General features: G+C 55.2%; 16 protein-coding genes. 10 read left to right on the top strand and 6 right to left on the bottom strand.

The genetic code is table 11. The features are described 5' to 3' along the window. Positions 1-72: 72 nt before the first annotated feature. The 3 genes from nusA to BARVI_RS08905 all read right to left on the bottom strand — a co-directional run bounded on the left by nusA (position 73) and on the right by BARVI_RS08905 (position 2681). Complete coding sequence (gene nusA / locus BARVI_RS08915; protein WP_025278903.1) at positions 73-1326, bottom strand: transcription termination factor NusA; 1254 nt, start codon at positions 1324-1326, stop codon at positions 73-75. 1 nt (position 1327) lies between these two features. Further along, complete coding sequence (rimP, locus tag BARVI_RS08910) at positions 1328-1795, bottom strand: ribosome assembly cofactor RimP (protein ID WP_025278902.1); 468 nt, start codon at positions 1793-1795, stop codon at positions 1328-1330. A 175-nt stretch (positions 1796-1970) separates the two neighbouring features. Next, on the bottom strand, positions 1971-2681 hold the full coding sequence (locus tag BARVI_RS08905) for a M48 family metallopeptidase (protein ID WP_025278901.1): 711 nt from the start codon (positions 2679-2681) through the stop codon (positions 1971-1973). Between the two features lie 185 nt (positions 2682-2866). Between BARVI_RS08905 and BARVI_RS08900 the strand changes: the two genes are divergently transcribed. Next, positions 2867-3193: a PadR family transcriptional regulator gene (locus BARVI_RS08900; protein WP_025278900.1), complete on the top strand. Its 327-nt coding sequence runs from the start codon at positions 2867-2869 to the stop codon at positions 3191-3193. A 13-nt stretch (positions 3194-3206) separates the two neighbouring features. Then, a complete protein-coding gene (locus BARVI_RS13010) occupies positions 3207-4295 on the top strand; it encodes a PspC domain-containing protein (protein WP_025278899.1) in 1089 nt (362 codons plus the stop codon). A 95-nt stretch (positions 4296-4390) separates the two neighbouring features. Here the strand turns inward: BARVI_RS13010 and BARVI_RS08890 are convergent, their stop codons facing one another. Together BARVI_RS08890 and BARVI_RS08885 are read right to left on the bottom strand one after the other, a co-directional pair. Then, on the bottom strand, positions 4391-5266 hold the full coding sequence (locus BARVI_RS08890; protein ID WP_025278898.1) for an NAD kinase: 876 nt from the start codon (positions 5264-5266) through the stop codon (positions 4391-4393). Positions 5267-5274: 8 nt separating this feature from the next. Next, on the bottom strand, positions 5275-5931 hold the full coding sequence (locus BARVI_RS08885; RefSeq protein WP_025278897.1) for a CBS domain-containing protein: 657 nt from the start codon (positions 5929-5931) through the stop codon (positions 5275-5277). 326 nt (positions 5932-6257) lie between these two features. On the opposite strand from BARVI_RS08885, the gene BARVI_RS08880 reads away from it, so the two are divergent. Genes BARVI_RS08880 through BARVI_RS08865 form a run of 4 tightly spaced genes read left to right on the top strand, consistent with a single transcriptional unit; the run spans position 6258 to position 8914 of the window. Beyond that, complete coding sequence (locus tag BARVI_RS08880; RefSeq protein ID WP_025278896.1) at positions 6258-6971, top strand: pyridoxine 5'-phosphate synthase; 714 nt, start codon at positions 6258-6260, stop codon at positions 6969-6971. Positions 6972-6990: 19 nt separating this feature from the next. Then, the gene (locus tag BARVI_RS08875; RefSeq protein ID WP_025278895.1) at positions 6991-7692 is read left to right on the top strand and encodes a MotA/TolQ/ExbB proton channel family protein; all 702 of its coding nucleotides are present in this window, start codon (positions 6991-6993) and stop codon (positions 7690-7692) included. A gap of 19 nt (positions 7693-7711) precedes the next feature. Then, positions 7712-8128, top strand: coding sequence for an ExbD/TolR family protein (locus BARVI_RS08870; protein WP_025278894.1), 417 nt, complete (start codon positions 7712-7714; stop codon positions 8126-8128). A gap of 36 nt (positions 8129-8164) precedes the next feature. After that, positions 8165-8914, top strand: a complete 750-nt coding sequence (locus BARVI_RS08865) for a hypothetical protein (protein ID WP_025278893.1) — start codon at positions 8165-8167, stop codon at positions 8912-8914. A gap of 81 nt (positions 8915-8995) precedes the next feature. Here BARVI_RS08865 and BARVI_RS08860 read toward each other — a convergent pair whose 3' ends face one another. After that, entirely contained in the window at positions 8996-9967 is a 972-nt protein-coding gene (locus BARVI_RS08860; RefSeq protein WP_025278892.1) for a PCMD domain-containing protein, read from the bottom strand. A 339-nt stretch (positions 9968-10306) separates the two neighbouring features. Here BARVI_RS08860 and BARVI_RS08855 point away from each other — a divergent pair, with 339 nt between their 5' ends. Genes BARVI_RS08855 through BARVI_RS08840 form a run of 4 tightly spaced genes read left to right on the top strand, consistent with a single transcriptional unit; the run spans position 10307 to position 13981 of the window. Beyond that, entirely contained in the window at positions 10307-11080 is a 774-nt protein-coding gene (locus BARVI_RS08855) for a DUF1295 domain-containing protein (protein WP_025278891.1), read from the top strand. A 4-nt stretch (positions 11081-11084) separates the two neighbouring features. After that, entirely contained in the window at positions 11085-12335 is a 1251-nt protein-coding gene (locus BARVI_RS08850) for an NADH:flavin oxidoreductase (RefSeq protein ID WP_025278890.1), read from the top strand. Next, the gene (locus tag BARVI_RS08845; protein WP_025278889.1) at positions 12322-13119 is read left to right on the top strand and encodes an SDR family NAD(P)-dependent oxidoreductase; all 798 of its coding nucleotides are present in this window, start codon (positions 12322-12324) and stop codon (positions 13117-13119) included. Before BARVI_RS08850 ends, BARVI_RS08845 begins: the two co-directional genes overlap by 14 nt. Beyond that, entirely contained in the window at positions 13112-13981 is an 870-nt protein-coding gene (locus BARVI_RS08840) for an SDR family NAD(P)-dependent oxidoreductase (RefSeq protein ID WP_025278888.1), read from the top strand. The genes BARVI_RS08845 and BARVI_RS08840 overlap by 8 nt, the downstream gene beginning before the upstream one ends. Positions 13982-14030 lie beyond the last annotated feature (49 nt).

Raw genomic sequence — 14030 nt, 5'->3', positions numbered from 1 at the left:
ATTTGGAAGAATAAAAAGAGGCCTTTCTCGAAGGCACAAGGGAGCGGCACTCGGCGCCCCCTCCGCAGCGGATTATTCTTCAAACTCCGCTTTCAGGATAGAGAGTACCTCGTCGACGGTGCTCTCTTCGAGATCGGCTTTCTCGATCAAGGTTTCGCGCGGCAAAGCCAGCACGCTCTTGGCCGTGGCACAACCGATACCCTTCAAGGCCTCGATTACCCAGTCGTCGATTTCGTCTCTGAACTCGTCGAGGTAGATATCTTCCTCTTCGTCCTCGTCGATGTCGCGATATACATCGATATTGTAACCGGTGAGCATGCAGGCGAGCTTGATGTTCAAACCGCCCTTACCGATGGCAAGCGAAACCTCTTCGGGTTTGAGGAATACCTCGGCCTTTTTCTCCTCTTCGTTCAACCGTATGGACGAAATCTTGGCAGGACTCAGGGCACGCTGTATGAAGAGCGAGGGGTTGGAGGTGTAGTTGATGACGTCGATATTCTCGTTGCGCAACTCCCGCACGATGCCGTGGATACGCGAACCTTTCACACCCACACAGGCTCCTACGGGGTCGATGCGGTCGTCATACGACTCGACGGCGATTTTGGCACGCTCGCCCGGAATGCGGGCAATGGCCCGTATGAGAATGAGGCCGTCATGAATCTCGGGGACTTCGAGTTCGAACAGGCGGCGCAGGAAGTCGTTCGACGTGCGCGAAACGATAATCTTGGGATTGTTGTTCTTGTTGTCGACATCGAGCACCACAGCCCGCACGGTCTCGCCCTTGCGGTAGAAGTCCGACGGAATCTGCTCGGTCTTCGGCAGCAGCAACTCGTTGCCGTCGTCGTCGATGAGCAACATCTCCTTTTTCCAAATCTGGTAAACCTCGGCGCTTACCAACTCGCCGATTTTATCCTTGTATTTGTTGTAAATGGCATCTTTCTGCAAATCGAGAATCTTCGAGGCCAACGTCTGGCGCAGGTTCAAGATGGCCCGACGGCCGAATTTCTCGAAATGAACCTCGTCGGTCATCTCCTCGCCAACCTCGAAGTCGGGGTCGGTCTTGCGAGCCTCCGACAACGACACTTGCAAGTTGCTGTCGGTCACGGCACCGTCTTCAACGATTTCACGGTTACGCCATATCTCAAAGTCGCCCTTGGTAGGGTTCACGATTATGTCGAAATTTTCATCGGTCCCGAACATCTTTGCCAACACATTCCGGAAAGATTCTTCCAGCACACTGATCATCGTGGTTATCTCGATGTTCTTCAACTCTTTGAACTCAGCAAAGGTATCGACCATGCTTACGGGTTCCTCTTTTTTTGCCATATTATTTAAATCTGATTAGATATTTTGTATATTTTATTTCATCGTAGGTCAAGGTGCAGTCCTCTTCCACCTCTACTTTGCGTTTGCTGGTTTCGCTCTTCACCTTCTTGGTCACGGTCACGACAAACTTCTCGGGGTCGGCACTCTTCAAGATGCCCGACAGCTTCCGCCCGTCCTTGGTGAGCACCTCCACTTCGTTGCCGATGTTCTTCTTGTACTGCCCCAACACCTTGAAGGGCGAGGTGATGCCGGCCGAACCCACTTCGAGTTCATAATCCTCAACGTCGCGGTCGAGCTTCGACTCCAAAAAACGGTGCAGGGCCACACAGCGATCTATGTCCACCCCCTCTTCGTTATCGATCTCCACCACCAGTACATTATCGGGACTCACCTGTACATCGACCAGGAAACAGTCGGTTCCTGCCAACCCCTCCTGAACCAGTGCCTCTAACTCTTTTTTGTCTATCATAACGGTCGTTGTCGTGAAAAAAACGAGGGGACATCGTTGCCCCCTCTTCCATTCCTATCGCTGCAAAGATAGTACAATATTATATATTACACAACTGCGACGGCTTGACAGCCCGTAAAATAGAATATTTCGCCCCTATTATTTAATTATTTTTTACATTGTATAATCTTATTTATTAAAACAAAAAGGTGAAGGCGCGCAACTGTTTGCGCAGCGCAAGCTCCTGCCCACCACAATAGCGGTTGCACAAATCGTGGAATCGGGGGCCGTGGTTCATCTGCTGCAAATGGGCCAGTTCGTGGCAAATGACATAATCGACAAGCGGCTCGGGCAGGAACATGAGGTAGAACGAGAGTTGTATCTCGCGGCTGCGGGTGCAATGACCCAGCTTGCGACGTCCCCGACCTATCGACACGGCACGAGGTTCGGCCCCCACCCGGCAGGCCACCTGAGCCAGCCGCCGGGGCAACAGCTCCTGAGCCCTCCGGTAGAGCAGCCGGCACACGCCTTGTGCCAGGCGTTTCCGCACCCGCGGGTCGTTCAGGTCGGCTCCCGGCGGGCAGAGCACTTGCAGGCTATCACCCTCATACCGAAAGAGAAAACGGTCGCGCACCACCCCGGCCACCAACGCAATGTCGCCTCCGTAACAGGGTATGCGGTCACCTACCGACAGCCGACACCGCTCCTGCACAGCTTCGCCCCGGGCCATCAACCGCCTCAACCGCCCGCGATACTCGTCGACCGACCGACGCACCTGCTCGAGCGAATAGCCCGCCGGCGAGGTGATAACCATCACCCCCTCCTTTACCCGGAATATCAGCCTGCGGGCCCGACTGTCAACCCTCACCCGCACAAGACCAAACTCAGCATCACGAAATTCATACATAATAGAAACCCTCCCGCTCTTTTCCCTGCAAATGTAATGCGATTCAACACTCAAAACAACCTCTGCCCGCCTCTTTTCAAATGATTGTCCCCGTTGTTCAATCTGTTAAAATATATTATTTACAAGTACTATGTAATACAAGTTACTGTATAATACCTATATTTGTGTCGTAAAAGGTACTGAACATGAACACCGACAATGTAAAGTCGCAGATGCGCAAAGGGATATTGGAGTATTGCACACTGCTTATTCTGCAAAAAAGAAGGGCCTACGTCTCGGATATTATCCAGTCGCTCAAAGCCTCGAAGCTCATTGTGGTGGAGGGCACGCTATACCCGTTGCTCACCCGGCTCAAAAACTCGGGGCTACTCACCTACGTGTGGGAGGAGTCGACCCAGGGCCCACCGCGCAAATACTACGAGTTGACCGACGAAGGCGAACTCTTCCTCAGCGAACTCGACACGGCCTGGGACGAACTGAACCAGGTGATTACTCATATCAAAGAACAATAAATCAGACTGCTATATGAAAAAGACTGTAACCGTCAACCTCGACAAGACCATCTTCAACATCGACGACGATGCCTACGAAATACTCGACGCCTACCTGAAATCGCTGAACGACCACTTTGCCCACGAAAAGGGCGGTGAAGAGATTCTGAACGACATCGAGAGCCGCATAGCCGAGCTGTTCAAGGAGCGGCTGGGATATGGCATGCAGGTTATTACCTGCCAGGAGGTGAACGAGGTGATTGCCATCATGGGACGCCCCGACGAAATCGAGAACCCGCTCGAAGGCGAAACCTCCGACGAAACAACCGGTGAGAAGAATCCCGATTCTGATTCAAAATCAAATCCCGACTCCGATACGACTTGCCACGCCGACCCTGCGACAGAAGCTGCCACCCCCCGGCGACGCCGGCTCTATCGCGACTCCGACAACCGCATCTTGGGCGGTGTGGCCTCGGGTATCGCCCACTACATAGGCATCGACGTGGTGGTTATCCGGGTCATTCTGGTCCTGCTGTTACCCCTGTGGGCCTCGTCGATATGGATTTACCTGCTCTTGTGGATTTGCGTTCCCGAAGCCCGCACCACCGCCCAAAAGCTCGAAATGCGGGGCGAGACTCCCAACGTCGACAACATACGCCGTGCCGTCGAAGAGGAGCAGGGGAGCAGCGCCCCGACCGGCAGTGCACTCTCGCACACGCTGGGCGAAATCTTCCGCGGGGTATTCAAGGTCTTCTTCATCGGTATAGGCGCCCTCATCGCCCTCTCGATTATCGGGGCGCTGGTCACCTGCATCGTCAGCCTGCTGAGCCTCCTCTTCCTGGGTTCCACAGCCGTCGTCACCCCGTTCATCTCAATTTTCCCGGGACACATCGACGTCGTCAACGGCCATTGGGAACTGATTCTCTTCACCGTATCGCTGCTGCTCACCTTCGGCATACCCCTCTACGCCATCTTGCGCCTGGTGCTGGGGTCGATTTTCCACTGGAAATCACAATCGACAGCGCTCAACATCTTCCTGTCCGTGCTGTGGCTGCTCTCACTGGCGGGGCTCTTCTTCGCCACCTTCGTCGCCATACCCGGCCAAGAGCTGATGATTCTGTAAACAGCTTCCACCCTTAAATACCCAAACGCCCCGGGCAATCCGACTATCGGATAGCCCGGGGCGTTTGCCATGCGGTTTCCATCACCCGGCAGAAGTTACTCGCGCTTGTCGACCCCCCACATCAGTTTGGCCCGCAGCGTCTCCGAGAAGCTGTGCCCCAACCGCTTCACCACTCTGACGGGGAAAGGAGCCTTGCGCAAAACCACCTGCGTATCGGTCCCGAGCATAATCGAACGGCCGTCGAGACTGAGCAGATAGCTGTGGTTGCGGCTGTCGACCCGGAGGGTAATGTCGGTATCGTCGTTCACCACCAGCGGTCTGATGGTGAGGCTGTGAGGAGCCACCGGCGAGATTACCCAGTTGGCCGTCTGCGGCATGAGAATGGGGCCACCCACACTCATCGAATAGGCGGTCGAGCCGGTAGGCGTAGCCACGATAAGGCCATCGGCCTGGTAGGTGTTGAGAAAGCTATCCCCCACCGTCGTGTGAATTGAAATCATCGACGAAATCTCCTGCCTCAACACGGCCACCTCGTTGAGAGCATAGGGCCAAAAATCGGCCGGACGACCGTCGAACTCCACTTGCAGCAACGACCGCTCCTCGATTTTGTAACGCCCCTCGATAATCTCGGTCATGACCGCCTCGGTCTCCTCGGCCGGGACATCGGCTAGGAATCCCAGACGCCCGATATTTACCCCCAGCACGGGGATACCCCGGTCGCCAATCTTCTCGGCGGCCCGCAAAAACGTGCCGTCGCCCCCGATGCTCAATGCCATGTCGGCCGGATAATCGCTGCAACAGTCGATAGGTTCGATGCTCTGGCACACGTCGGGCCATTCGCGGGAGAGCAGTTCGTAAAACTCGCGGTGGGCCGCCAGCGAAGCCTTCATGCGCGACAAAACCTGCAACACCTCGTGCACCTGAGCCAAGCGAGAACCCTGATAATTATGTCCAAACAAGAGAATTTTCATCACACACCTCACATTTCCAAATAATACATCAACTCTTTGATACGCTGCTCGATGCGGTCGTCCATCACACTGTGCAGCTGGTAACAGCTCAGCACCCGATAGTCAAACCGCTCCAACGAGCGCAACACCGGCGTGGCGTCCTCACGGTCGATACGCAGGCAAGCCCGCCACAGGCCCGACTTCTCGTCGGGGCGTATCATCAGATTCATCACCCGGCAACCGTTATCCTCCACCAGCCGGGTAAGTTCGGTTGCCGAGTAGTCGGCCCGAGGAATTTCCAGCTCGATGATGGCCCCCGACGACGAGGTCTGACACAACCGGGCCACGGCCACCATCACCGCATGAATGGGGATAGCCCCCACGTAACGGCGGTTCCGGTCGACCACGGGAAGCACGTCGTCGGTATATTGGGCAAACTGGTTCACCACGTCGAGCAGGTGAGTCTCCTCCCGCACGGCAGGCTGCCTCAGATTCTCCCGTCCGACCGTATCCCCATCGGATTCGCCAGCCAGTTCCCGACGGTGAAGAATGCCCACATACTCCCCCGCATCGACCACCGGCAGACTCGACCGACCCGAACGATCCAACACCGCACGGGCCTGCCCCACCGTCATCTCGGCCGACAAGTAAGGTATTTCGGGCAATATCATATCTTTTGCTTTCATTTATTGCACATATTTCTGTAAATCGTATTATTTTTGCACGAAAGATAATACAAAGATAGTGAAAGGCGAGAGCCGTGGCAAACGAAAACGGTGTTTTCAAGTTTGACAAGGCCGAGCCGACTCCTATCTTCTACAAAGATAGTGAAAGGTGAGAGTAGAGGCAAACGAAAACACAGTTTTCAAGTTTGGCTATACCGAACTGAATCCTATCGCATATAAAAGATAGCTATTTTTCGGTGAACGCCGCAATCGGCTACCTTTCATGAAAACGAAACAAACCGTGCCGACCCAGAGTCACACCGAAACAAGATTAGGGTAAAAGAGAAATGACCAAGTTAAGTGTTAATGTCAACAAGATAGCCACCCTGCGCAACGCACGCGGGGGGAATGTGCCCAATGTATTGAAAGTCACGCTCGACTGCGAATCGTTCGGAGCCGAAGGTATCACCGTGCACCCGCGTCCCGACGAGCGTCACATTCGCTATGCCGACGTCTACGAACTGAGACCGGCCGTAAGCACCGAGTTCAACATCGAGGGATACCCCTCGGAGAAATTCCTCGACCTGATACTCAAAGTGAAGCCTACCCAGGTGACACTGGTCCCCGATGCTCACGATGTGATTACCTCGAACTCCGGTTGGGACACCAAAACCAACTTCGATTTCCTCTCCAAGATTATCGACCGCTGCAAAGCCGCCAACATACGCACCTCGATTTTCGTCGAGCCCAACCTCGAAATGATCGACTATGCTGCCAAGACCGGCACCGACCGCATCGAGCTCTACACCGAGCCCTATGCCGTGCGCTATGCACAAGACCGCGAGGCAGCCGTTGCCCCCTTCGTACAGGCGGCCGAGCATGCCCGCAGCCTGGGACTGGGCGTGAATGCCGGCCACGACCTCAACCTCGAAAACCTAAGGTTCCTCCACGAAAGCATTCCCTTCCTGAGCGAGGTATCGATAGGCCACTGCCTCATCTGCGATGCCCTCTACCTGGGATTGAAAGAGACTATCAAACGATACAAAGACTGTCTGAAATAAACCTGTTAAAAGCTATATCATGAACCTGCTTACTTTGCTCCTGCAAACTACCGACACACTGGCCACACCGCCCGTGCTTACCCCGGTCGAGACCGCCAGCGACCTGAACCTCTGGGACCTGGCCTGCAAGGGAGGAATCATCATGATACCTCTGTTGCTCCTCTCGCTGCTCTCCATCTATATCTTTGTCGAGCGGCTGCAAGTGATTCGCCGTGCCGCCCGCGAAGACAACTCCTTCATGGAACGCATCAAGGACTATATCCACGAGGGAAACATCGACAGCGCCTTGAAGCTCTGCAAAAAAACCAACACCCCCTATGCCCGGCTCATCGCCAAGGGTATCTCGCGGCTGGGCCGTCCCATGAACGACGTGCTGGTGGCCATCGAGAACGTGGGCAACATCGAGATTGCCAAACTCGAAAAGGGCTTCCCCTGGCTCGCCACCACGGCTGCCGGTGCCCCCATGATCGGATTCCTCGGGACCGTGACCGGTATGGTGCGGGCCTTCTACAACATGGCTTCGGCCGGCAACAACGCCGACATCTCGACCCTCTCGGGCGGTATCTACGAAGCTCTGGTAACCACCGTAGCCGGACTTATCGTGGGTATCATCGCCCTGTTTGCCTACAACTACCTCGTGTCGCGCGTCGACGGCGTGATGAACCAGCTCGAATCGAAGACAATGGAATTTATGGACCTGCTCAACGAGCCGGCCGAATAACCGAGGGGGAGACAAGACTATGGCACTGAAACGAAGACACAAGATAGAGGCCACATTCAGCATGGCATCGATGACCGATGTCATCTTTCTGTTGCTTATCTTCTTCATGATTACCTCGACAATCGTCTTTCCCAACTCCATCAAGGTGAACCTGCCTCAGAGCAACCAGCAGGCGGCGGCCAAACCCCTCACCCGGGTGCTTATCGACGAAAACATGGACTACTACATCTCCTTCGGCAACGAGGCACCGCAAGCGGTCACCTACGACCAACTGGTACAACAGCTGGCCGAGACACCCCAGCACGACACCGAGCGCTATGTAGCCCTCTATGCCGACGAGACGGTGCCCTACCGCGAGATTGTCAAGGTACTCAACGTCGCCAACGACAACCATCTGAAAATGGTGCTGGCCACCAAGCCGGTGCGCAACCCGTAACCTCACCCGAATCCGTAACCCATCAAACGCCTCCCCGTGGAACCGCAAAAAAGAGATAAGATACAAGCCATAGCCGCTACCGTTGCCGTGCATCTGGTCGTGCTGCTCGTCTTGTGGTTTACCCTCCTGGGGCCCGAACCCATGGGATCGGGCAGCGGTGTACTGGTGCAGGTGGGACTGGTCGACGAGGCTTCGGGTATGTTCGAGTCGAACGCGCCTCAACCCGAGGAGCCCCAGGCCGAACAGCCTCGCACCAACGACGACGAACTGATGACCCAAACCGACGAGGAGAGTATCCAGATCGAGAAGAAAGAGGAGGAGAACAAAAAGAAAGCTGTCCAGGAGAACAAGCAGGACAACCGCATTGCCAACCAGGTGAAGAATGCCTTTGGCAAAGGGGTGTTGAACGACGGTAGCCGAGGCGACAGCGAAACGGGGAGCGGTACACAGGGCAACCCCTTCGGCAACTCGTCGACCGGCGAACTCACCGGTGTGGGCGGATATGGCGGCTACAACCTCGGAGGCCGCGGACTGGTGGGCTCTCTGCCCTATCCCCAATACGACAACAGCAACGACGCCGGCACCATTGCCATATCGATTACGGTCAACCCCCAGGGGCAGGTCATCAGCGCCATCGCCACCGTCAAAGGGAGCGAAGGAACCGCCTTCTCCAACCCCAAGTTGCGGGCCTCGGCCGAAGCGGCTGCCCGCCGCTCACGCTTCGAGCGCAGCAACCGCTCGTCGAACCAGACGGGGGTTATCGTCTATATCTTCAAACAGAACTAACGACTAAACCACCCAATAAGCAAGGGGCCCGAACTTACCGTTCAGGCCCCTTTTCTTATCGTCAATACACGGTTATCAAGATCAATACCCCAACGCGATGTTGTCAATCCAGAGGGTACTGCCCAACCCGCCCACATAAGCGGTACCGCAGGTAGCCGAAGCCATCACCAGCATGTGGGTGACCGGCTCATCGGGTTTGCCCCAACCCACCTCGACCACAGGCACCATCTTGCCCTTGCTGTTGCGGCAGTAGTAGGAGTTCTCCTCGGGAATAAGCCCCATGTAGGACTTGTAGAACGGTTTGTCGGTAATATCGCCATAGTGAATGGGTATGCTGTGACCGTTCACCCACCCGGCAGTACTCTTGCCGTAACGTTCCCGGCCAGTGCCCACCCGATGGGCGTAGACGTTGCCGTCGGCATCTTCCCAACGATGTTGCAACAGAATATAGACCTCGCCGTTGTCGCGGCCGGGCAACTGCTTGCGGGCACTGAACCCGGTCGACTGGGTGCGAAAATTGTCGGGCGAAGCCTTGTATTTATAATCGAAAATCAAGCGGGTAGGACGTTTGGTGAAGGGGATTCCCATCTCCATCTTGCTGTAAGGGCTGTTGGTCGAGCGAATGGGTTCGTTCACCTCGCCCAGGAAGATACTGCCGCTCACCAGCACATGCAGATTCATCATGCCCAACACGCAGCAATCCTCGATAACCGTCTCCATGCAGGCGCAGGTGCCACCCCCTTCGCGCTTCTCGGGACGGACGGTGTTGCTGGCCTTCACTACTCCCATCACGTTGGCCATCACGTTCGACGAAGCCCACGGCGAGCCTCCCATATTCTTATAGGCCTTGTTCCCCTGGATATGGCGAGTAGGCGCAATGGCATAGACGGTCTTGGTCTTGCCTCCCAGGAGGGCCGACTCCTTGATTTCGCGAGTCACCCAATGTTCAAAGTCGGCAAAGGCCAGCGGCTCTACATGCTGAGCACAGGCATTCTCCACGGCCAATACTCCGCACAAAACTGCCATCAATGTAGTTCTCTGCATCTTTTTCATATCGTTTTATCCAATTTCAAATGCTGCAAAATTAAACGCTCCATCGATTTTATTCGAGCTAATTATCTATTTTTAAATATTTATCCGCTCTGTTTCACCCCTTCAAGGTATTTACTCCGCTTTATAATAAGCCGGCAAAATGTTTCTTTCTGTAAAAATACGAGACGTTTAAGAAAAGTATTTAAATAGAAATTTATCTTATCAAAATTATATATCTTTGTAAAAACAGAGGCGACTTGGCATGAACAAACTGTAAAATCCAGATTCAGGTTTGTTTCTAATCTCGCTTTTCTCTATCTTTGGAATAACAATTCTATCTATTTTTTGTTTTGGCAGACCATGGAAACCGCCACATTCAATATTTTCTTAATCGTAATGGCCGTCACGGCCTTGATCGTGTTTATTGCCCTCCATTTCGTGAGTGCGGGTTACGGCATGCTTTTCGACCGCAAGTGGGGAGTCTCGCTGCCCAACCGCATCGGGTGGGTGGTGATGGAGGCCCCGGTATTCATTGCCATGCTCGTGCTGTGGCTGCTCTCCCCCGACGAATATCGCTACGACCCGGTGCGCATCGCCTTTCTGGTGCTGTTCGAGGTGCACTACTTCCAACGCTCGTTCATCTTCCCCTTCCTCATCAAGGGGAACAGCCGCATGCCCCTCAGCATCGTGAGCATGGGTGTCGTGTTCAACCTGCTTAACGCCTTCATGCAGGGAGGGTGGATTTTCTACATTTCGCCGCTCGACTACTATACCCCGGCCTGGTTCACCTCGCCCCAGTTCATCATCGGGGTGATTGCCTTCGTGGCCGGCATGTACATCAATATCCAGTCCGACTCCATCATACGTCACCTACGCAAGCCGGGCGACCGGCGTCACTATATCCCGCGGGGCGGCATGTTCCGCTGGGTTTCGTCGGCCAACTACTTCGGCGAATTTCTCGAATGGGTAGGATTCGCCATCTTCACCTGGTCGTGGTCGGGTGCCGTCTTTGCCTGGTGGACATTTGCCAACCTGGCTCCCCGCTCGGCCTCACTCTACAAGCGCTACACCCAGGAGTTCGGCGAGGAGTTCACACGAGAGAAACGCAAAAAGATAATTCCTTTCATCTATTGAAATCATGAATACCGACTCATCTTCACAACCGTCCATACTCTTCACGCCGGCCTCGATAGGCCCCGTCACCCTGCGCAACCGCACCATCAGGTCGGCCGCCTTCGAGGGTATGTGCGACCACAACGCACCTACCCAAAAGCTGTATGACTACCACCGCAGTGTGGCTGCCGGCGGTATAGGCATGACTACGCTGGCCTATGCCTCGGTGACCCGCAACGGGCTCTCCTTCAAACATCAGTTGTGGATGCGCCCCGAAATCGTGAAACCGCTGCGACGCATCACCGACGCCATTCATGCCGAAGGGGCCAAGGCCTCCATTCAGTTGGGCCACTGCGGCAACATGTCGCACCGCAGCACGGCAGGCCAGATTCCCATCTCGGCCTCGACCGGATTCAACCTCTATTCGCCCACCTTTGTGCGGGGTATGCACAAGGACGAAATCGAGGCGATGGCCCGGTCCTTTGGCGACGCGGTCAACAACGCTCGCGATGCAGGATTCGACGCCGTCGAGATTCACGCCGGACACGGTTACCTCATCAGCCAGTTCCTCTCGCCTTATACCAACCACCGCCATGACGAATACGGAGGCTCGCTCGACAACCGCATGCGGTTCATGCGCATGTGCATGGAACAGGTGATGAAGGCGGCCGGCAACGACATGGCCGTCATCGTCAAAACCAACATGCGCGACGGCTTCAAGGGGGGTATCGAAATCGACGAGGGTATCGTCATTGCCCGCGAACTCGAACAACTGGGAGCCCACGCCCTGGTGCTGAGCGGTGGCTTCGTGAGCAAAGCCCCCATGTATGTGATGCGGGGCGAGATGCCCATCACCACCCTCACCTACTACATGAAGACCTGGTGGCTCAAATACGGTGTGAAACTGGCCGGCCGGTTCATGATACCCACCGTGCCGTTCCGCGAGGCCTATTTCCTCGACGATGCACTCAAATTCCGCGAAGCCCTCAAACTGCCCCTCATCTACGTGGGCGGTCTGGTCTCCCGGCCCACCATCGACAAGGTACTCAACCACGGCTTCGAGTTCGTGCAGATGGGACGGGCCCTCATCAACGAACCCGACTTCGTGAACCGCATGAAAAACGAGGACGAGGTGCGCTGCGGCTGCGACCACACCAACTACTGCATAGCCCGCATGTACTCCATCGAAATGGCCTGCCACAAACACCTCGAAGGACAACTGCCCCCGTGCATCGTCAAGGAGATAGAAAAGATTCACCGCCATGACCCGCAATAGAGACCTATCGCCATGCACAGCTCTCGTTACCGGGGCCAGCTCGGGTATCGGGCTCGAATTTGCCCGACAACTGGCAGCCTGGGGGGCAGCCCTTGTGATGGTGAGCATCGACCGCGACGACCTCGACCGCGAATCGACCCGCATAGCTACCGACTATCGAGTACCGGTCGAAACCCTGTGCATGGACCTGGCCCGACCCGAAGCGGCCGACGAGCTTTATCAATATTGCCGGGAAAAAGGGCTGGTCATCGATATACTCATCAACAACGCCGGCATCTTCTCCTTCCGTGAAGTGGTACGCACCGACCCGGCCAAAATCGAGACCATGATTCAACTGCACATGGGCACAGTAACCCGACTCTCACGCCTCTTTGCCAACGACATGTGCCAACGACACCACGGCTACCTGCTCAACATGTCGTCGCTCTCCTGCTGGACCCCCTATCCCGGCATAGCGCTCTACACCGCGACAAAAGCCTACATACGGGTGTTCACACGGGCACTGGCCTACGAGTTGAGCGACTATGGTGTCCATGCCACCGTCGTGTGTCCCGGCGGAGTAGCTACCGGCCTCTACGGGCTTCCGCCCCGCCTGCTGAAATTGGGGGTAAAGCTGGGCATACTCATGACACCCGAACGCCTTGTGCGCAAAGCGCTCAACGCTCTCTTTCACGGAAAGAAACAACTTATCCCCGGACTGTTCAATCGACTGCTCATACCGCTGGCGTCGGTTATGCCTGCCCGGGTTCGTCTCATAGTCAAACACCGCATGCTCAATGAATAAGGAGTATTATATCATTACCGGAGCCAACGGCAGCATAGGCCAGGCCATCACCGAGGCGCTGGCCAAACAAGGGCTTTCCATCATCATGGCCTGCCGCAACCTGGCCAAATCGCAACCCGTGCAGCAACAACTTATCGAAAAGACAGGCAATACCGACATCACCCTGTTGCCGCTCGACCTGGCATCGTTTGCCTCTATCATCGCTTTTGCCAACCACCTCTCGCAAGAGTCCATATCGATACAAACGCTTATTAACAATGCCGGAGTCATGAATCAGCATTACAGCCAAACCGCCGACGGGTTTGAGTCGACCATCGGCGTCAACTACATAGGTACCGTACTGCTCACCCGACTGTTGCTTCCTCTCATGCACCCGGGCAGCCGCATCGTCACCACCACCTCGCTCACCCGGTATATCGGAGACATTGACGAGGACTTTTTTAAGGAATCGCCTCGCCACTATAAACGGTTCGAGACTTACAGCAAATCGAAACTGGCCCTTACCCTCTACACCGCCCGGCTGGCCCAGGAATTGCGACCTCGGGGCATTTGGGTCAATGCTGCCGACCCCGGGGTAGTCAACACCAACATGATTACCATGCACTCGTGGGTCGACCCCTTGGCCAACCGTTTTTTCCGCCCCTTTATCAGTACACCTCAGGAGGGAGCCGTCGGAGCCATCTTTGCCGCCACCTCACCCGAGGTCTACGGAGTGACCGGCGAAATCTTCAAAAAGGAAAAACATGTCCCCATTTCGGCCCGGGCCATTCACGTTCCAAGAGCCCTGTGGCTATACGAAGAGACTGGGAAAAAGATCACCGAAGCCCTCGCCAAGCAGCCTGCAAGTGAAGAAAAAATATAAAATTCCAAAACACTTGTATTTTCTTATTAACGCCTATGGATAGGCACTT

The sequence above is a fragment of the Barnesiella viscericola DSM 18177 genome, assembly GCF_000512915.1.
GTDB lineage: Bacteria > Bacteroidota > Bacteroidia > Bacteroidales > Barnesiellaceae > Barnesiella > Barnesiella viscericola.
This window is presented reverse-complemented; position numbering and strand designations above follow the sequence as displayed.

What these genes read in the sequence shown, in the direction of transcription:
- nusA (WP_025278903.1), bottom strand. Translation starts at nt 1,326, where the DNA reads ATGGCAAAAAAAGAGGAACCCGTAAGCATGGTCGATACCTTTGCTGAG.
- rimP (WP_025278902.1), bottom strand. Translation starts at nt 1,795, where the DNA reads ATGATAGACAAAAAAGAGTTAGAGGCACTGGTTCAGGAGGGGTTGGCA.
- BARVI_RS08905 (WP_025278901.1), bottom strand. Translation starts at nt 2,681, where the DNA reads ATGTATGAATTTCGTGATGCTGAGTTTGGTCTTGTGCGGGTGAGGGTT.
- BARVI_RS08900 (WP_025278900.1), top strand. Translation starts at nt 2,867, where the DNA reads ATGAACACCGACAATGTAAAGTCGCAGATGCGCAAAGGGATATTGGAG.
- BARVI_RS13010 (WP_025278899.1), top strand. Translation starts at nt 3,207, where the DNA reads ATGAAAAAGACTGTAACCGTCAACCTCGACAAGACCATCTTCAACATC.
- BARVI_RS08890 (WP_025278898.1), bottom strand. Translation starts at nt 5,266, where the DNA reads ATGAAAATTCTCTTGTTTGGACATAATTATCAGGGTTCTCGCTTGGCT.
- BARVI_RS08885 (WP_025278897.1), bottom strand. Translation starts at nt 5,931, where the DNA reads ATGAAAGCAAAAGATATGATATTGCCCGAAATACCTTACTTGTCGGCC.
- BARVI_RS08880 (WP_025278896.1), top strand. Translation starts at nt 6,258, where the DNA reads ATGACCAAGTTAAGTGTTAATGTCAACAAGATAGCCACCCTGCGCAAC.
- BARVI_RS08875 (WP_025278895.1), top strand. Translation starts at nt 6,991, where the DNA reads ATGAACCTGCTTACTTTGCTCCTGCAAACTACCGACACACTGGCCACA.
- BARVI_RS08870 (WP_025278894.1), top strand. Translation starts at nt 7,712, where the DNA reads ATGGCACTGAAACGAAGACACAAGATAGAGGCCACATTCAGCATGGCA.
- BARVI_RS08860 (WP_025278892.1), bottom strand. Translation starts at nt 9,967, where the DNA reads ATGAAAAAGATGCAGAGAACTACATTGATGGCAGTTTTGTGCGGAGTA.
- BARVI_RS08855 (WP_025278891.1), top strand. Translation starts at nt 10,307, where the DNA reads ATGGAAACCGCCACATTCAATATTTTCTTAATCGTAATGGCCGTCACG.
- BARVI_RS08850 (WP_025278890.1), top strand. Translation starts at nt 11,085, where the DNA reads ATGAATACCGACTCATCTTCACAACCGTCCATACTCTTCACGCCGGCC.
- BARVI_RS08845 (WP_025278889.1), top strand. Translation starts at nt 12,322, where the DNA reads ATGACCCGCAATAGAGACCTATCGCCATGCACAGCTCTCGTTACCGGG.
- BARVI_RS08840 (WP_025278888.1), top strand. Translation starts at nt 13,112, where the DNA reads ATGAATAAGGAGTATTATATCATTACCGGAGCCAACGGCAGCATAGGC.